This window comes from Streptomyces sp. DT224 (genome assembly GCF_049844595.1).
In the GTDB taxonomy this organism is placed as follows: domain Bacteria; phylum Actinomycetota; class Actinomycetes; order Streptomycetales; family Streptomycetaceae; genus Streptomyces.
Map to the genome: position 1 here is coordinate 457,856 of NZ_JBNCLI010000002.1, position 18,219 is coordinate 476,074.

An 18,219-nucleotide genomic window follows, 5' to 3' on the forward strand; every position below is an offset into this window, starting at 1 on the left:
CTAACCAGCCCGGCAAGGGACTTCTCGACCGACACGCACCAATGGGGCAAAAGGATTCTTATCGCTTCACGCGGTCCGGCGGGCGGCTGGGCGCTCAGCCCTCGGCGGACTCCGCGTACACCTGGGAGAGTTCGGGGCTGCCGGACATCGCCCAGTCGAGGCCGGACGCGACCACGTCGATCTCACGTCCCGAGGCGAGCCGCACGACAGGCTGACCGCTCGGCCAGATGTGCCAGTGCGCCCCCGCGACGTTGCGCACCAGGACCGTGCCGAGGTAGAGGCCGGCGTCGTTGCCCAGCCAGGGCAGTTCCTCCGGGTCGTCGCGCCAGCGGGGCACCAGCTGGTCGAGGGCCGTCAACGAGGCGGGGCTGTCGTCCAGTTCGATGCCGTGCTCCCCCACCCGGACCCGGAGCAGCTCGCACTCGGCGAGCAGTTCGGCCACGCCCTCCGGATCGGCGTCGGCGGCGCCCGCGAGGCCCGTCTTCGGCGTCCCGTCGCGACGCTTACGCCAGTTGTCCAAGAAAGGGATGTTCATACCACTCAGAATCGCATCCCGGCGCGCCCGCGCACCACAGGGCGCGCGGCCTGTCGTTCGAGCGCCGAACACCGCACGGTCACCGCGCGTTCACGGAACGCGCCCGGGCCCCGGCTCAGAGGTCGAGGTCCACGACCACCGGGGCGTGGTCGGAGGCGCCCTTGCCCTTGCGTTCCTCACGGTCCACGTAGCTGTCCTTCACGGCGGCGGTGAAGGGGGCGTTGCCGTAGACGAGGTCGATGCGCATGCCCTTGTTCTTCGGGAAGCGCAGCTCGCGGTAGTCCCAGAAGGTGTACGGCCGGTCGTACTTCAGGGGGCGGGGCATGACGTCGGACAGGCCCTCGGCGCGCAGGGCGGCCAGGGCTTGGCGCTCGGCGGGCGTGACATGCGTGGCCCCCTCGAAGAGGGCCGGGTCCCAGACGTCCTCGTCGGTCGGGGCCACGTTGAAGTCGCCGAGCACGGCGAAGGGGGCCGCCCCGGCGGCGTCGGCGGCCACGGCCTCGCGCAGCGCCTCCAGCCAGCGCAGCTTGTACGCGTAGTGCTCGTGGGCGACCTCGCGGCCGTTGGGCACGTACACCGACCAGAGGCGCACCGGGCCGCACGTCGCGCTGATCGCCCGCGGCTCCTGCGCGGTCTCGTAGGCCGGCCCGCCGGGCAGCCCGAGGACGATGTCGGAGAGGCCGGCACGGGAGATCAGCGCGACCCCGTTCCACCGCCCGTTGGCGTTGACCGCGGACTCGTAGCCCGCCTCGCGGAGTGCGTCGGCGGGGAACTGTTCGGCGGTGCACTTGGTCTCCTGGAGGCACAGCACGTCGGTGCCGCTGCTCTCCAGCCAGGCCAGCAGCCTCGGCAGACGGGCGGTGATCGAGTTGACGTTCCAGGTGGCGATGCGCATGTACGCAAACCTAACGCCTGCCACTGACAGCCGCCGGGGCGGCGGCCGTCACAGGCCCGTCGAGTCGCCCGGCGTCATGCGGCCGTGGTCGGAGCCGCCCAGCTCACCGATCTGCCGGTCGTAGATCGGCCGGGCCAGGTCGGTGAGGAGCGCGTCGTGGATGTCGATCGCGCGGCGCGGCTTCACCTCGCGCACGTAGTCGATGACCTCGGAGATCTTGTTCCACGGGGCCATCACCGGCAGCAGCAGCGTGTCGACCGCCCGGCCGGGCACCGTCAGGGCGTCGCCGGGGTGAAAGACCTGGCCGTCGGCCAGGAAGCCGATGTTGGTGACGCGCGGGATGTCCGGGTGGATCACCGCGTGCAGCTCGCCGTGCACCTCGATGTCGAACCCGGCGGCCGAGAAGGTGTCGCCGTGGCCGACCGTGTGGACGCGCCCCGGGAAGGCCGCGCTCAGCCGCTCCGCGACGCTGCGCAGGGTCCAGACCCGGGCCGCCGGGTCGGCTTCGAGACCGGCCCTGATCCGCCCCTCGTCGAAGTGGTCGGGGTGCTCGTGCGTCACGAGGATCGCCTCGGCGCCGATCGCGGCGTCGCCCTCCGAGAAGCCGCCCGGGTCGATGACGAGCGTGCGCCCGTCCTTCTCCAGGCGGATGCAGGAGTGCGACTGCTTGGTCAGGGTCGGCGCGGTGTTCCCGGTGTGGCTGCTCATGGCTCCATCCTGCTACGCGGGCGGCGTGGTTTCCGCCCGAATCACCGACTGCGCGATCGTGAAGGCGGCGCTCGCGGCCGGAACCCCGCAGTACACGGCCGTCTGCATCAGCACCTCGCGGATCTCGGCGGGCGTGAGGCCGCTGCGGAGAGCCGCCCTGGTGTGCGCGGCCAGGCTCTCCATCCGCCCGGAGGCGACGAGCGCGGTGAGGGTGACGACCGAGCGGGTGCGCCGGTCCAGCCCTTCCCGGCTCCACACCTCGCCCCAGGCGTACCGGGTGACCAGCTCCTGGAAGTCCCCGGTGAAATCGTCGGCGGCGGCCAGGACCCCGTCCACCTGCGCGTCGCCCAGCACCTCGCGCCGCAACCGCATGCCCGGCGCGTACGGGTCGGGGCGCCCGCCGGCCACCGCCTCGGGGGCAGGCCCGGCGGGGGCGATCTCCGCGACGGGCTGGACGGGGGCGGTGAGCCGGGGCACGGAGTCGGGCATCGGGATGGCCGCCTGGGTGTCCTGCCAGGCGGTGGAGAAGTGGGTGAGCAAAAGATCGGTGACCGCCCCCGGCTGCTCGACGGGCGCCAGGTGCGAGGCCCCGGGCACCAGCGCGAGCCTGGCGTCCGGGATCCCGGCGACCAGGGTGCGCGCGTCGCCGGGCCCGGTCACCCGGTCCTCCGCCCCGACCACGACGAGGGTGGGGACGGGGATGCGGCTCAGTTCCGTACGGACGTCGAACGCTGCCAGGGCCTCGCAGGCGGCGATGTAGCACCCCGGGTCGGTGGTCCGCACCATCTGGACGGCCCACTCCACGATGGCGGGCTGCGCCGCGGCGAAGGCGGGCGTGAACCAGCGCTCGGGCGCGGTGCGCGCCATGGGCTCCAGGCCGTTCGTACGGACGATGACGCCGCGCTGCCGGAATTCGTCCGCGCTGCCGAACCGGGGCGAGGACGCCACCAGTGCGAGCGCGGCCACCCGGTGCGGGTGCCGCAGCGCCAGGTCCGCGCCGATCGCCCCGCCGATGGAGCACCCCACGTACCCGAACCGCTGGACCCCGACCCCGTCGAGCGTCGCGAGCAGCCGGTCACCCAGCTCCGCCACGGCGGTCGCGGGCCGGGCGGGGGCGCCGCCATGACCGGGGAGGTCGTACCGGAAGACTCTCCAGTGCCGGGTGAGCTCGGGTACCTGGCGGTCCCACATGTGCCAGGTGGTACCCAGTGAGGGGCCGATGACCAGAACCGGGGCGTCTTCCGGCCCGTCAAAGCGGTATTGCAGGGTGTTCGGCGGTGTATCACTCACGCCCCGCACCCTCTCACGTCTCACAAGATCTCACGCAGCCGGGGGAAGCCCGCCGCGATGCATCCGCGGCTCGGCCCGTCGAGCACTGCCGACGCCCTCATCGATCGATGATGCGCCTCCCAGGGGGCACGGGTCCCCTTGACGCAGCGGGTCCCGCCGGCCGCGCTCGCACCTGGTCGACGCGTCGACGCACCGCTTCCTTCGTCCGCGTTCTTCGACAGCCGCCTGCTGCCCAGGGCCGCGCCCCTCTCGCTTTCCGGGCCGGGCCGGCGACACCGCTATCGGCCTGGGCCGGGCCCTCGACGCGTGTGGGGTGGGGCGGAATCTACCGGTCCGCTGTTGTTGATCCGGTGATGTCTCCGGGTGAGCGAACGCAGTCCGTATCCGAGTGTCTTCCGAGCTCACCCACCCCGCGCACCCCGTGCACCGGCTTGACTCGCCGGCGGCGGCTCCGGTCGCTGGAGGCTCGAACCGGCTGCTACCTGTCCTGCCAGGCACCCACGGTCCTCAGGACCGCGGAACCCGTCCACACGATGGCGAGCACCCAGACCACGGGGCGGCCGCCGAACAGCGCCATGTAGCCGAGCCAGCCGACCCCAACGGCCACGAACAGCAAGCCGATGTTGGGAAAGGCGAAGAGGCCCGAGAGCCGCCCGCTCAGCAATGCCCACGCGCCGCCCACCAGGATCAGGCAGCCCAGCGCGAGCCACGGGAGAACCACCTGCTGCGAGGAGGGCGTGTAGAAGTCGACGTGGCCGCGCACCCTCAGCTCCACGACGTCCCCCCGCCACAGCCGGACTTCGGCGTGGTCACCCTCCCTGGCGTCGCGGTACGTCACCCACCCCACGCCCATCCAGGTCGTGCCCCCTGGCCGTTGGACCTTCAGGTCGTGGTTCGTCGTACAGGTCGTACCGCCGCCTCCTCCGCCTGCGGTGGTCCCCCCGCCAGCCGTTGCACCGCCGATGGCGCCACCGGCGGTGTTCATACCGCCTCCGGCCGTGCTGCCTCCGGTGGAGATGCCTACCGTCGTGCCGCCGCTCGTGCCATTGGACGTGCAGTGCTCACCCGTCCGCAGGTCGAGCACCGTGCCCGTCTCACGCCGCACGCACAGTTCCCCCTCATTCCCGTCCCCGTTCCGGCCCACGTCCTGGCAGACCGGTGCGTCGCGGTACTCCATGGTCGTTCCGTAGCCTTCAGCGACCTGCTGACCGCAGAGCAGGACTCCCCACCCGGCCGCGAGGACGAGCAGCCCCCGTAACCAGTGGGGCAGCCGCCCGCGGTACCAAACGTGGCCGTTCCCCCTGCTTTTCACCCAGCTGTCATCCCCGTTAGGACAAGTGCTCATGCGCCGGCCCCGCCACGGAACGGCATACAGGAGCCACACAGGCAGGTTGCCATTCCACCCACCCGCCCCTGTCGCAGCGCCGGGCGTCAGCTCCAGCCGCCGCAGAGCTTCAGTGCTGATGTGCCTGATGTGCCTGATGGCGCCTACGGCGACGCTTGGGCGGACATCCCCACGCCACCGGAACAAGCCCTCACCGCCCACCACGACGTGGTCGGTAACCTCCGCGCCCCTTGCACCGGGCCACCTTCGACCTCGCCCTGGCCCCCTGGGCGGCCGAGCCCACCGACCGCCCCCAGCACGCCGCCCGCACCACTGGGACCGCACTGGCCGTCTCCCGTCCGGTCAGCGCGTCGAACCGACGCCGCACCCGAGGTGAACGGCTGGTGGCAACGCCTCGCACGAGTCCGGCTCCGGACCGGCGCCGCCACGAAGCCGCGCCAGTGCCGGTCCGGACACAAAAGGGCTACTGGGCGGTGTAACCGCCGTCGACGGGCAGCGCGACGCCCGTGACGTAGCCGGAGCCGTCGCTGCAGAGCCACAGGACGGCCTGGGCGATCTCCTCGGCGGTGCCGAGCCGGTCGATGGCCTGGCCGGCTTCGGCCTGCTCGCGGTCGAGTTCGCCCTTGGCGGCCATGGCGTCGACCATGGGGGTGGCGATGGTGCCGGGGCAGACGGCGTTGATGCGCACCCCGCGAGCACCGTATTCGAGGGCGACGCTCTTGGTCAGGCCGATCACGCCGTGCTTGGTGGCGTGGTAGGCGGCGCGGCCCGGGTTGCCGACGAGGCCGCCCAGGGAGGAGCAGTTGACGATCGTGCCGCTGCCCTGGGCGCGCATGTGGCGCAGTTCGTGCTTCACGCTCGCCCAGATGCCGCGCAGGTTGATGTTCTGGACACGGTCGAACTGCTCGGCGCTCTCGTCTGCGGCGTCGGTGGGCGGGGGCATGATGCCGGCGTTGTTGTAGGCCATGTCGAGCCGTCCGAAGGTCTCCACCGTGCGGTCGACGGCCGCGGCCACCTGGTCCTCGTCGGACACGTCGCAGACCAGGGCGAGCGCCCGATGGCCGGCGTCGGTGAGCTCCTTCGCGGCAGCGGTGACGGCGTCCTCGTCGATGTCGGCGAGGCCGACGGCGGCGCCGGCTTCGGCGAAGGCGCGGGCGGTGGCCAGGCCCATGCCCGAGGAGGCGCCGGTGACGAAGGCGACCTGGCCGGTGAATTCGTAGGTGGGGTTCATACCGTTGTTGTCCCGTCGCGAAGTGGGAGTGGGCTGGGGTGGGGTCAGGGAGCGGCTTCCATGGTGATGCGACCTGCTCGCTCGAGCCGGTCGGCGCCCACGTCGAGGTGACCGAGGATGAGCAGGTCGGCCGAAGCGGCAGGCCCGTCCTGGTGGAAGAGCGCCAGATTGCCCCACGGGGCGTAGTAGGCGATGTCACCGGTCCTGGCCGCGGCCGGTTCGGGGGCGTCGACGGTGTCCAGCTTGCGCGGCAGGTCGGCGACCCGTTCGATGCCGTGGAAGTCCGTGAGGTCCAGGGCGAGCGGCAGCAGCTCGGCGAAGTCGCGGGCGGCAGGGCTGTCATTCAGGGTGGCCTCGACAGGGCGGCCGTCGAGGGTGACGCGGATGTCCATGGAGGTGCTCCTTCGGGTGGTGGAGGTCGGGGAGGCCGGTGCGGTGGGGGTTGTCGGCACCTGCCGCCCGGCGGGCTCCGAGGCGGAAGCCGTGGGGGCGGTCGGCGTGGCTTCCCGCGGGTCCCTGGAGCAGGCGGCCGCTGCGAGCAGCAGAGCGGCCGCGGAAGCGGTGCGGACCGGACCGCGAAGGACTGCGGAGCGCATGGGGAGCCTCCTGTGGCGTCGTGCGGCCATGGACGTGGGGCGGGCCCGTGGGTCAGAAGGCCGGGGCAGCGCTGTGCTCGGCGTCGGTCACGGGCGTCAGCCGGTGCACGACGTCGTGGGCGTGGTCGCCCTCGTCGATGGCCAGGTGGACCATCAGCCGGTTCGGAGCGGCACCGTGCCAGTACTCCTCGTCGGCCTCGAACAGGACGCGGTCGTCGCGTCGGATGACCTCGATCGGCCCGCCCCGGCGCTGGCGCAGGCCGATCCCCTCGGTGACGAAAACGGTCTGGCCGAGCGGGTGCCAGTGCCAGTGCGTGCGCGCGCCGGGCATGAAGTGCAACAAGTTCGCGGTGACCCGGTACGGGGCGGGCGCGCCGGCGAAACGGCGTCGATTTAGGCATCCCCGGTGAACCAGTCGTCCGGGCCCTCGACGGCGCTGATGAAGCTGCGGGTGATCTGCATGAGTGTTCCTTCGGGGAATGGGGGGCGATGCAGGGGGTGAGGAGCGTCTTGACGGCGCGGGGCGCGTCCATGGCCCGGTAGCCCTCGGCGACCTCGGAGAGGGCGAGGGCGAAGACCCGGCTCGGGGCGATCCAAGCTCCGCGCATGGGAAGGGCTCCTCTACGTGCCGTGGCAGGCGGCCGCCGGGATCCCGGTGCCGTCGCCGAGTGCTGGGCCGGGTGCGGGCCCGCCGTGGCGGCGGGCGGAAAGCACCACGTCATCCAGGTAACCCGCTCCCGGCGCCCGGAGCGAGGCACCATCAAAGGGTGTACTGCCAGTGCATCCCCGTGGCCGTGCACGGGACGTACCGTCGAACGTGTGGGCAACCAGGCAGAGGTCCGCGAGTGCCTGACCTCGCGGCGAGCGAGGATCACCCCCGAGCGGGCCGGGCTCCCCCGCAGGCCCGCGGCGCCGGGTCCCCGGACTGCGCCGCAGCGAAGTCGCGGCGCCGGCCGACGTGAGCGTCGAGTACTACGCCAAGCCGGAGCGCGGCAACCTCGCCGGCGTCTCCCCGGCCGTCCTGGAGGCCGTCGCCCGCGCACTGCGGCTCGTCGACGCCGAACGCGCCCGCCTGCTCCACCTGGCGCAGGCCGCCGACGGCTCCGGCGCCCTCGCCCGGCCCCGCCGCCGTGCCACCACCCGGCGTGGAAGCCGCACCACACACCAGTGACTGAGGGTCCCCGCCTGAAGGAGGGGCGGAGCCGTCCCGCCGGCGCATGGACGCCGGAGCCCCTCCGCGCCGAGCAGGGCCGGCGGTTCCGGCATCGCGACAGAGCCCCCTATGTGACGCCGCGTCATGTAGTCACTCATGGAACCGCTTTCTGCTGATCCCCGTCGCCGACTTGGCGTCAGGCAGAAGGAATCCAACCGCTCGGCCCGAGCTCATGGAGCCATGACGGTACGGGCCGTCCCGAGGAACGCCACGGACACCGCCTTCCGCAAGGTCAGCCGCGTGATCCGCACCAACCAGCTGCTGCGCCACCTCTCTGACGCCCCGCGTCGCCGGAGGGCGTGCATGAGGCAGGCGGCGGGGTGTCCCGTCTCGGCGGACCAAGTCGTGGCCGGCGTCTTCGTGGGGTTCACAGGTGATCTCGCCTGGTTGTGCCTGTTGTCTGCCCTCTGGCATCGGAATGAAGATGGGCACTAGGTGCCCATGGTGGTGGCTCTCGGAGGCAACTGCTCAAGTCGTCGCTGTTGGCCCGGCCCATCGGTCACTCAACGAACTCAGCAAGGTCCCCGGCCTCATAGATGAAGTCTGTGATGTAGAGGTGGTAGCGGAGTGTGCCGTGGTAGGCAGCGATCCGCTCGGCTGCAAGCGCTGCGACTTGCTGGGCGTGACCGAAGCGGATGACTGGGCCATCCGACGTCAGATGGACCAGCGCATAGAGCGCGATGGCGTCAAGGCTCTCAGCAAATCCGTCCAGGCCCTGCGCGCGCTCGGGCGGGGCCCCGAACTTTCCCTCTTGAGTTGTCGTGCCTTTGACCTGGACGAAGAGCCGTGTGGAGCCCTGCTTCGCGAGAAGGTCGGCGAAGCGGAAGTTCCTCGCCAGTTGGTTGAGGTTGACCACTTCCCAACCTGTGGCAACGAGCGCTGCCTCTGCTGCCGCTTCAGCCACCGCCCCCACTTGCGCCTTCTCCGCCGCACTTTGCATCGGCTTGGCCTCCCCCTGTTTTCCCAGAACGGCCGGGTGCCGCCCCTGAGTCGGTCAGTGTGCCCTGGAGCACTGACAGATCGGTGTGCGGTCCGACGGCCCTGCTTCCCCGTCCGCGCTCGCCGCTTCCCTGACCACCGAGTCGGCCCCGGCGGCGGGAGGGCCGGCCTGAGTACGGACGGCGCAGGCGAGGAAATGGACTCGCACCCGAAGAGTGTCCAGCGCAGGACCTACCTGAGCAGTTTTCTCCGTATGCGCCGGTCTGCGTACGTGGGTGGAGGGGCTTCGTGGGCGTCATGGGGAGAGGTCCCTTCTCGGCCAGGTGTTCGCTGGCCGTCGGGGGAGTGACCCGCGGTGCGTCCCGCGGCAACCCCGCTGCGGCACGCCTTCCAGACCGCATGCGCGCCCTATGAGGGCAGCGGTATGGCGAGCACAGCGAGCGTGAGGATCAGTGTGGTCTGGACGCCACCGAGGAGGACTGAGGCGCATCGGTGCTGCATGGGGGCGACGCGGGCAGCGCCCGGGGCGGCCATGTCTCCTCCCTGATATTTGACCGATCGGTTCATTATGTGGGCCTGCGGGAAGGGAGCCCGGTGGATTCGACAGATGCGAGTCAGTCCAAAAGAGACAGGGCCTGTTCGGCAGCGTCCCGCACCCGGCCGGGATCCATCGACGCCTTGCCGACGATCCGTACCCCCTGCAGCAGAACGAGCAGCATGCGGGCCAGCGCACGCGGATCGCGCCCCTCCGGCAACTCACCCTGAGCCTGGGCCCGCAGGAGCGCGGAGTGCAGCAGGGTCTCGACGTGTTCCCGGCTGATCTCGACCCGGCGGGCCGCCGCGGGGTCGTGCGGCGCCAGCTCAGCCGCGGTATTGGTGACGAAACAGCCGTTCAGCCGACCATCCGGGGAGGCTGCCTCCGCAGCGAAGCGGCGCACTACCGACCGCACCGCAGGCAGTGCGGGGCCCGGCTGGGACAACTCCGCAAGGAGCTCCGGGTCGCGCGACTCGGCGTACCGGTCCAGAGCTTTCAGGTGCAGCTCGTGCTTGGTACCAAAGGTCGCGTAGATGCCGGCGCGGCCGATGCCGAGGTACTCGACGAGATCCGCCAATGACGTGGCTTCGTAGCCGCGCCGCCAGAACAGCTCAAGAGCCGACTGCAGCGCGGCATCCGGATCGAATTCCTTGGTCCTGGCCACGCCGGATCCCTAAGCCCCGGACGTTCTTGGACCCGGCCGGCCCCGGCTCCCTGACGGCGCAGGGTCCGGCGCGCCGGGACCTGCGAGTGTCCGGGCACGGCTCAGGGTCCGGGCACGGCTCAGGGTCCGGGCACGGCTTACCGGCCTGCGGGGGCAGGCGCGGCGCGGCATGTCACCTCCGGGAGGAGCCGAGGTGCCAGACGCGGGCGTGGTCCAGCTTCACCGAGCCGTTCTCGGCGAAGACCTCCACTCCCCGGCTGGAGGGATCGGGGAAGACCTGGTCCGTGATCACCGCTTCGCCGTCGCCGCCGAAGACCTCGACGGACGACCAGTCGACGACGATCCGCAGCTTCACCTTGCCGTTCACGGCGTGCAGGGGCGCTCGCTGGACGCCGGCGAAGGTGTCGCTGAAGTCCACGGCGCCGGATCGGGTCCGGTCGACGTACAGCTGCTGCGTCGTGGTGTCGTATCCGATGACGGTCTCCTCTCCGTCGGCACCCGTGCGCACCTTGAGGCCGAACCGTTCGGCGTCCTCGAGGGAGAAGGTGGCCTCGATGTCGAGGGCCTTGCCCTCGGCGGCGCCGCGCCCCAGGGGCCGTGACGTGCTGGTCACCGTGGTGCCGGCCGACACCGCCGGGCGGCCCTCCCGCAGGGAGGCCAGGCTTCCCACCGGCTCGCTGGTCAGCTTGATCCGGCCGTCCACGGTGCGCAGGGCCATCTGGCGGGGGATGCTCTGTGCGCTGCGCCAGGGGGACGTGGGAATCGAACCGCTGTAGTCCCAGTTGTTCATCCAGCCGATCATGTTCCGCTTGCCACCCGGTGCGTTCTCCCAGGACACGGCCGCGTAGTAGTCCTTGCCGTAGTCGGCCCAGTCGGCACGCTGCACGGCGGACTCGGCGGGCGTCGCGGCAGCGGTGAACCGGTCGGCCATGATCTGGCCCCAGCCACCGGTGTTCATGTCGACGATCTGGATCTGCGCCTTCTTGCCGGCGTACGGGCGCATGTCGATGGAGGCCCAGTCCAGCGTCTCGCTGTTGGAGCCGGTGGCACTGCCGACGACCTTGCCGTCGACGACCAGGTTGACGGCCGTTTCCCGCGAAATGGGCTGGGCCCGGGTGTCGGAGACCACGATGTGGTCGACGTTGATGTGGCCCCAGCCACCCGTGTTCTCGTCGACGATCCGAATCTGCGCCTTCCTGCCGATGAGTTCGCGTACGTCCCATGAGTCCCAGTTGAGTGCCTCACCGTCGTGGCCGGTGGCGCTGCGCTGCACCTTGCCGTCGACGAGGAGTTCGATCGCGGTGGGCTCGGCCTGGCTTGCGGGATGGTTGCCGCCGCCGATGAGGAAGTCGATGTAGTTCCTGTCGATGGTGAATTCCGGCGAGGTGAGGCTGCCGGTCGTGGCGTCGCCGTTGAGGAACGAGTTGGCCAGACCATCGCCGAGGAAGCCGGTGACCTCCTGCTGGCCGGCGTGGCTGCCGGTGGCCGGGGCGGTTCCGAAGGCGTCGCCCGTGACCGTCCAGTTGCCGTAGGTGCCGCCTTCGAAGCCGGCGAGGACCGTCCCCTCGGGCACAGGTCCCCGTTCCTGCACGGTGCCCGCCTGGTGGGGGTGGCGTCCGCCGGCGATCTTGAAGTTGAGGTACGGGCTGTCGACGGTGAAGGGCGGGGAGGAGAGAGTGCCGGTGCCCGCGTCGCCCGCGTGGAAGCTGTTGGCGAGGCCCTTGCCCTCGTAGCCGCTCACGGGTCCCTGCCCGGTCAGCGCCCCGGCCGCCGGCCCCTGGCCGAATGCGGTGCCGGTGGTCGTCCAGGTTCCGAAGTCCGGGTCCTCGAAGTCCTGCATGACGGTGCCGGCGGGCGGGGTGTAGGAGCCCTTGTCGTCGGCGGTGAACTTCGTACCGTCGAAATCACCGACGAAGTACTGGGCGCCCGAGCCGCCGGCGATGCCGCCGGGATTGAGGTTGACGACCAGGACCCACTTGATGTTCTTCTTGTTCCCGTCGACCGCGAGGGGGAACAGGTCGGGGCACTCCCATACGCCGCCCGTCGCCCCGGCCGGCCCGAACTCGCTGAGCAGGTCCCAGCTCTTGAGGTCCTTCGAAGAGTAGAACCGCACCTTGTGCTCGGTGGAGAGGGACACCGTCATCAGCCAGCTCCGGGTCGGCGCGTACCACTGGACCTTGGGGTCGCGGAACTCCTTGGAGCCGATGTCGATGACGGGATTGCCGTCGTACTTGGTGAACGTGCGTCCGCGGTCGTTGCTGTAGGCGAGCGACTGGGCCTGGGTGCCGGTGCTCTTGTCGTAACTGGTGTAGATCGCCACCATGGGCGGGTTCTTCTTCGTTCCGAAGCCGGTGGTGTTGTTCCGGTCGATGACCGCGCTGCCGGAGAACACCATCTCCTCGTCGTCGTGGGACAGAGCGAGCGGCAGCTCCTTCCAGTGCATGAGGTCGGTGCTCACCGCGTGTCCCCAGGACATGTCTCCCCAGGCGTTTCCGTTGGGGTTGTACTGGTAGAAGAGGTGGTATTCGCCCTGGTAGTACACCAGTCCGTTGGGGTCGTTCATCCAGTTCTTCTGCGGCGTGTAATGGAACTGGGGCCGGTAGGTCTCGGTGTACGGCCGGGTTCCGGAGGCGACGGCCTGAGGTGCCAACGAAACGGCGGACATGGCGCAGACGGTCGCCGTCGCGGCGATCATCCGCATGCGGGCATGCCGGGATACGCGTCGTGAGGTCATGGTGTCTCCTGGGCTGCGGCCGTTTCCGCAGCCGGGTGGTTCCCGGCGCGGGGACGGAACGGAAAGAGAAGGCCCTGCCAACGCTGTGGCACCGCGTCGGCCGAGTGTCATCGTTGACTTATGTCAGCGATGACACCGGGTCGGGCCGATGATGGACGCATCACGGCCGACGCGTCAACGGCCGGGACGCGTTTCCCCCACCCGACCGGGCCGTCCGTCATACGACGATCTGCGGTGCGCCCTGCGGCAACTGACTCCGCCACGGGGGGTTCGGACCGGCGACCGCGCAGGTCAGCGCCGCGACATGGGCGGCGAACAGACAGGATTCCGCCACCTCGCCCAGACGGAGGCCGGTCAGCCGCCCCCCGAGAAGTCCCCGCGCGCCCAGGTGGTGCAGCAGACCCGCCGTGAAGGAGTCACCCGCCCCGACCGTGTCGACGACCCGCGCCGTCACGGCCGGCACGTGCACCCGCTCGCCGTCCAGCGAGACAAGGGCGCCCTCGGCGCCACGCGTGACCACGACGAGGCGTGCGCCCGCCGCGTGCCAGAGGTCGCACGCCTGCTCAAGAGGCGTATGTGGCAGCAGGAGCCCGAGGTCCTCCTCGCTCAGCCGCAGTATGTCCGCGAGGTCGCACCAGCGCCGCAGTTTCGCACGGTAGGTCTCGGGATCCACCAGCAGCGGCCGGACGTTGGGATCGATGCTGATGGTGGCCCGGGACGAGGCCGCTGCCAGGAACTCCTCCACCGCCGCCGCCCCCGGCTCCCGGACCAGGGCGAGCGAACCCGTGTGCAGACACGTGGTGGAGGACAGGTCCACACCGGCCAGTTCGGCGCTCGACCACTGCCAGTCGGCCGTTCCCTGCGCGTGGAAGGCGTACGCGGCCTGCCCTTCGGCGTCCAGCTCCGCCACCGCCAACGTGCTCGGCTCCGACGCCACGACGGCGTGCGACAGGTCCACCCCCGACGCCTCCAGGCGGTCCCGGAACAACCGGCCGAACACATCCCCGGACAGCCGCGCGAGGAAGCGGGACGGGGTGCCGAGGCGAGCCAGGGCCACAGCCGTGTTCGCCGGCCCGCCACCCGGCAGTACCTGCAGGTCGAGCTCGTGCGGAGCGCTTGCGGGCCGGGCGAACGCGTCCGCGACGCATTCGCCGAGGACGGTGATCTGACGCGGACTCATGGACTGCTCTTCTCTGACGAACGGACGGGCGAAACCGGGTACGTCGGGACACGGGCGTCATGGCTGTGGGTGGGCGACGGCCGGGGACGTTGCCGATTTGTGACAGCGGCAGGGCATTGACGTGCCCGGGAGACGGAGTCCATCATCCTCGGCAAGCAGTGTCAACGATGACATAAGTCAACGATGACACCCCGGGACGGCATGTTTCGATGCCGGCCGAGCCGCACGCGATCCCGCAGGAGCCGTTCATGCCTCGCACCACTCGTCCGACCACCTCCCTGATCAGAGCCGCCGCATGCCTGGGTATCGCGGCTCTCACCCTGACGGCCTGCGGATCCGGCTCCGGATCGGATTCCGCGGGCGACGGCTCGGGCAGCGTCAAGGTCGGCCTGATCACCAAGACCGACACCAACCCGTTCTTCGTGAAGATGAAGGAGGGCGCCGAGAAGGCCGCCAAGGACAGCGGTGCCCAACTGATCACCTCGGCAGGCAAGTTCGACGGGGACAACGCCGGGCAGGTCACCGCGATCGAGAACATGGTCGCCGCCGGGGTCAAGGGCATCCTGATCACCCCCAGCGACTCCAAGGCCATCGTGCCCGCCCTCGAGAAGGCCCGCGCCAAGGGGATTCTGGTCATCGCCCTGGACTCCCCGACCGACCCGGAGAGCGCGGTCGACGCCCTCTTCGCCACCGACAACCTCCGGGCCGGGGAACTGATCGGCGCCTACGCCAAAGCCTCGATGAAGGGCAGAACGGCCAAGATCGCCACCCTCGACCTGGCGCCCGGCGTCGCCGTCGGCGTCCAGCGGCACAACGGCTTCCTCAAGGGCTTCGGCATCGGCGAGAAGGACCCCGCCATCGTCTGCTCCCAGGACACCGGAGGCGACCAGGCCAAGGGTCAGACCGCGATGGAGAACTGCCTGCAGAAAGCGCCCGGCATCAACGTCGTCTACACCATCAACGAGCCGGCCGCCCTCGGCGCGTACACCGCGCTCAAGGCGAAGGGCCGGGAGAAGGACGTACTGATCGTCTCCGTCGACGGCGGCTGCACCGGGACGCAGGCGGTCAAGGACGGCAAGATCGCCGCCACCTCCCAGCAGTACCCGCTGAAGATGGCCGCCGAAGGTGTCGGGGCCGTCGTGAAGTACGCCAAGGACGGCAAGAAGGCGACCGGTTACACCGACACCGGCGTCAGCCTGATCACCGACAAGGCACAGGCAGGAGTCGCGTCGAAGGACACCGCGTACGGCCTGGACAACTGCTGGGGATGAGCCGCCCGCCTACCCGGCAGCCGCTGCCCGAACCCATGGACGGGGTGGCCGGCCCTGCCCCGACCGGGGACGGCCGCCCCCAACTGTCCTCCCTTGAGGACCTCTGCTTTTCCGACAAGGACTTCGCATGACAGCCACCACCGCGCCGTACGCCGAGCTGAAAACGCCGAACACGGCCCGCAGACTCCTCACCGCACCGACCACCGGCCCGCTGGCCGCGCTCCTTCTCGCCTGTGTGTTCTTCTCCCTGTCGACGGACCAGTTCCTCACGGGCGGAAACTTCTCGCTGGTCGTGCAGCAGGTCATGGTCGTCGGCACTCTCGCCATCGGCCAGACCCTGATCATCCTCACGGCCGGCATCGACCTGTCGTGCGGTGCCGTGATGGCGTTCGGCAGCATCGTGATCGCCAAGATGGCGGCCGAAGGCACCCTGCCCCCGCTCCTCGCCATCGCCACGGGCCTCGTCGTCTGCGGCGGCTTCGGCCTTCTCAACGGGCTCCTGGTCCAGAAGATCCCCCTGCCGCCGTTCATCGTGACGCTCGGCATGCTCAACGTGGCTTTCGCCCTGACGCACATCTACTCCGAAGAGCAGACCGTCACCAGCCTGCCCGGCCCGCTGACCGCCCTCGGAGAGACCTTCCCGCTCGGTCACACGGACATCACCTACGGCTCGCTGCTCACCATCGCCCTCTTCCTGCTCCTGGCCTACGCCCTCAGCAGCACCGGATGGGGCCGGCATGTCTACGCACTGGGCAACAGCCAGGAAGCCGCACGCCTCAACGGCATCCGCACCTCCCGTCTGACCATCGGCATCTACACCGTGGCCGGCGTCCTGTACGGCCTCGCCGCCCTGCTGCTCATCTCCCGCACCGGGGTGGGAGACCCGCAAGCAGGACAGACCGAGAACCTCGACAGCATCACCGCCGTGGTCCTCGGCGGTACCAGCCTCTTCGGTGGACGCGGTTCGGTTCTGGGCACCTTCATCGGTGTCCTCATCGTCGGTGTCTTCCGCAACGGCCTCCAGCTGATGGGGGTTGCCTCCATCTACCAGACCCTGATCACCGGGATCCTCGTGATCCTCGCGGTGACCGTCGACCAGATGTCCCGGAGGAAGGCCCGATGACCACCACCACTGCCACCCCCGTTCTCCAGGCCCGCGGCCTGGTCAAGCGCTACGGGCACGTCACCGCCATCGACGGCGCCGACTTCGACCTGATGCCCGGCGAGGTCCTCGCCGTCATCGGTGACAACGGAGCCGGCAAGACCAGCCTGATCAAGGCCCTCACCGGCGCGGTGACACCGGACGCGGGGGAAATCCGCCTCAACGGCGAACTCATCCGGTTCACCGGGCCGCAGAGCGCCCGCGCCCACGGCATCGAGACCGTCTACCAGGACCTGGCCGTGGCCGCCTCGATGGACATCGCCTCGAACATGTTCCTGGGACGTGAACTGCGCCGGCCCGGCGTCCTCGGCAGCGTCTTCCGCATGCTGGACAAGAAGCGCATGCGCCAGGAGGCCGCAGAGCACATGGCCGACCTCAAGATCGGACTGCGGTCGCTCACACAGGCGGTCGAAACCCTCTCCGGCGGGCAGCGGCAAGCCGTGGCCGTCGCGCGTTCCGTCGCCTGGGCGCGCAGCGTCGTCGTCATGGACGAGCCCACCGCCGCCCTCGGCGTCAAGGAATCGGGGCAGGTCCTCGACCTGATCCGCCGCGTCCGCGACCAGGGCATGCCCGTCGTCCTGATCAGCCACAACATGCCCCACGTCTTCGAGATCGCCGACCGGATCCACGTCCACCGGCTGGGCCGTCGCGCCGCCGTGATCAAGCCCTCCGACCACACCATGGCCGAAGTCGTCGCCATCATGACCGGCGCGCTGACCCTCGACGAGGCCGGAGGTACTGTCGTAGCGGATTCCGAGGCCGCCGAGGCAGCGGGAGTCCAGGCCATCTGACATCCGACGAAACACTCGAAGGTTCCGGCCGCGGCCTCGGCCGGAACCGACGAGCGCAGGGAGACTTCCGCTCCATGGCAGCGAACCGCCGCCCCACCCTGGCCGACGTCGCCCGAGAAGTAGGCGTCAGCGCCAAGACGGTTTCCCGGGTGCTCAACGAGGACGGACCCGCCTCGGCCCGGACCAGGGAACAGGTTCTGGCCGCCGTGGCCAAACTCGGCTTCCAGCCGAACCTCATGGCCCGCAACATTCGTGTCGGCGGCCCCGACACGACCATCGGGCTCGTCGTGCCCGACCTCGGGAACCCCTTCTTCGGAGCGGTGGCCGGTGGCATCGAGGACGTCGTACGGGACCGCGGCCTGACCCTGCTCATGGGGTCCTCCGCGGACGAACCCGCGCGCGAACGCATGCTGACCGACACGTTCCTCGCCCGGCGCATCAGCATTCTGATGGTGATCCCGTCCGTCGGCTCCGACCACTCCCACCTGCGGAGCCATCGGAGCACGGGGCTGCCCGTCGTCTTCGTCGACCGGCCGGGGGCCGGGCTGACCACGGACAGCGTCGTCAGTTCCAACCTCGCGGGCGCCCATGAGGGTGTCGCCCACCTGATCGCCCACGGCCACCGCCGCATCGGTTTCGTCGGCGATCTCCCCACCAACCTCTACACCCGCCGTGAACGCCTGGGCGGATACCGCTCGGCCCTTGCGGAGGCCGGCCTCCCGCAGGATCGCTCCCTGGTCATCAACGCCCATGACCAGCAGGCGGCGGCTGTCTGCACCTCCCGCCTGCTGGAGCTGGCGAATCCCCCCACCGCTCTGTTCGCCGGCAACAACATCGTCGCGCTGGGAGTGGTCGCCGAACTGGCCCGCATCCAGCGGAAGGACGTCGCCGTGGTCGCCTTCGACGACGTGCCGCTCGCCGAGGCCCTCGAACCCGCCCTGACCGTCGTGGCGCAGGACCCCGAAGAGATCGGCCGGAAGGCGGCGGAGACCGCCCTCGCGCGCCTGGACGGCGACCGTTCCCGCGCCCGCACCCTCACCGTCCCCACGCGGCTGATCGTCCGAGGGTCGGGGGAACTCACTGCCTCGTAAGGCGCGGGAGTACGGAGACGGTGGGGCGCGGCTCACGCC

The 18,219-nt window shown here is 70.3% G+C and carries 16 protein-coding genes and 1 pseudogene; 5 read left to right on the top strand and 12 right to left on the bottom strand.

The window, feature by feature from the left end; translation table 11 throughout:
- Positions 1-94 precede the first annotated feature (94 nt).
- The 8 genes from ACLQ2N_RS05665 to ACLQ2N_RS05700 form a co-directional block, all read right to left on the bottom strand.
- Complete coding sequence (locus ACLQ2N_RS05665) at positions 95-535, bottom strand: DUF6278 family protein (protein ID WP_425809658.1); 441 nt, start codon at positions 533-535, stop codon at positions 95-97.
- 115 nt (positions 536-650) lie between these two features.
- On the bottom strand, positions 651-1,430 hold the full coding sequence (locus tag ACLQ2N_RS05670) for an exodeoxyribonuclease III (protein WP_425809660.1): 780 nt from the start codon (positions 1,428-1,430) through the stop codon (positions 651-653).
- 48 nt (positions 1,431-1,478) lie between these two features.
- Positions 1,479-2,138: an MBL fold metallo-hydrolase gene (locus tag ACLQ2N_RS05675; protein WP_425809662.1), complete on the bottom strand. Its 660-nt coding sequence runs from the start codon at positions 2,136-2,138 to the stop codon at positions 1,479-1,481.
- Between the two features lie 12 nt (positions 2,139-2,150).
- The gene (locus ACLQ2N_RS05680; protein WP_425809664.1) at positions 2,151-3,428 is read right to left on the bottom strand and encodes an alpha/beta fold hydrolase; all 1,278 of its coding nucleotides are present in this window, start codon (positions 3,426-3,428) and stop codon (positions 2,151-2,153) included.
- Between the two features lie 478 nt (positions 3,429-3,906).
- A complete protein-coding gene (locus tag ACLQ2N_RS05685) occupies positions 3,907-4,605 on the bottom strand; it encodes a hypothetical protein (RefSeq protein ID WP_425809666.1) in 699 nt (232 codons plus the stop codon).
- 631 nt (positions 4,606-5,236) lie between these two features.
- Entirely contained in the window at positions 5,237-6,004 is a 768-nt protein-coding gene (locus ACLQ2N_RS05690; protein WP_425809668.1) for an SDR family NAD(P)-dependent oxidoreductase, read from the bottom strand.
- A 44-nt stretch (positions 6,005-6,048) separates the two neighbouring features.
- A complete protein-coding gene (locus tag ACLQ2N_RS05695; RefSeq protein WP_425809670.1) occupies positions 6,049-6,396 on the bottom strand; it encodes a cyclophilin-like fold protein in 348 nt (115 codons plus the stop codon).
- Positions 6,397-6,652: 256 nt separating this feature from the next.
- Positions 6,653-6,931, bottom strand: a complete 279-nt coding sequence (locus ACLQ2N_RS05700) for a hypothetical protein (protein WP_425809672.1) — start codon at positions 6,929-6,931, stop codon at positions 6,653-6,655.
- Positions 6,932-7,419: 488 nt separating this feature from the next.
- Between ACLQ2N_RS05700 and ACLQ2N_RS05705 the strand changes: the two are divergent.
- Positions 7,420-7,800: pseudogene (locus tag ACLQ2N_RS05705) on the top strand (transcriptional regulator); the annotation flags it as partial.
- A 512-nt stretch (positions 7,801-8,312) separates the two neighbouring features.
- Here the strand turns inward: ACLQ2N_RS05705 and ACLQ2N_RS05710 are convergent.
- The 4 genes from ACLQ2N_RS05710 to ACLQ2N_RS05725 all read right to left on the bottom strand — a co-directional run bounded on the left by ACLQ2N_RS05710 (position 8,313) and on the right by ACLQ2N_RS05725 (position 13,865).
- Positions 8,313-8,753, bottom strand: coding sequence for a hypothetical protein (locus ACLQ2N_RS05710; RefSeq protein ID WP_425809674.1), 441 nt, complete (start codon positions 8,751-8,753; stop codon positions 8,313-8,315).
- A 613-nt stretch (positions 8,754-9,366) separates the two neighbouring features.
- Positions 9,367-9,951, bottom strand: a complete 585-nt coding sequence (locus ACLQ2N_RS05715; protein WP_425809676.1) for a TetR/AcrR family transcriptional regulator — start codon at positions 9,949-9,951, stop codon at positions 9,367-9,369.
- A gap of 172 nt (positions 9,952-10,123) precedes the next feature.
- A complete protein-coding gene (locus ACLQ2N_RS05720) occupies positions 10,124-12,685 on the bottom strand; it encodes a GH32 C-terminal domain-containing protein (RefSeq protein ID WP_425809678.1) in 2,562 nt (853 codons plus the stop codon).
- Positions 12,686-12,902: 217 nt separating this feature from the next.
- A complete protein-coding gene (locus ACLQ2N_RS05725) occupies positions 12,903-13,865 on the bottom strand; it encodes a carbohydrate kinase family protein (RefSeq protein WP_425809680.1) in 963 nt (320 codons plus the stop codon).
- A 248-nt stretch (positions 13,866-14,113) separates the two neighbouring features.
- Here ACLQ2N_RS05725 and ACLQ2N_RS05730 point away from each other — a divergent pair, with 248 nt between their 5' ends.
- The 4 genes from ACLQ2N_RS05730 (at position 14,114) to ACLQ2N_RS05745 (ending at position 18,180) form a co-directional block, all read left to right on the top strand.
- Entirely contained in the window at positions 14,114-15,136 is a 1,023-nt protein-coding gene (locus ACLQ2N_RS05730) for a sugar ABC transporter substrate-binding protein (protein WP_425809682.1), read from the top strand.
- Between the two features lie 127 nt (positions 15,137-15,263).
- The gene (locus ACLQ2N_RS05735) at positions 15,264-16,259 is read left to right on the top strand and encodes an ABC transporter permease (protein WP_425809684.1); all 996 of its coding nucleotides are present in this window, start codon (positions 15,264-15,266) and stop codon (positions 16,257-16,259) included.
- Positions 16,256-17,089: an ATP-binding cassette domain-containing protein gene (locus ACLQ2N_RS05740; RefSeq protein WP_425809686.1), complete on the top strand. Its 834-nt coding sequence runs from the start codon at positions 16,256-16,258 to the stop codon at positions 17,087-17,089. Before ACLQ2N_RS05735 ends, ACLQ2N_RS05740 begins: the two co-directional genes overlap by 4 nt.
- 74 nt (positions 17,090-17,163) lie before the next feature.
- Entirely contained in the window at positions 17,164-18,180 is a 1,017-nt protein-coding gene (locus tag ACLQ2N_RS05745) for a LacI family DNA-binding transcriptional regulator (protein ID WP_425809688.1), read from the top strand.
- Positions 18,181-18,219 lie beyond the last annotated feature (39 nt).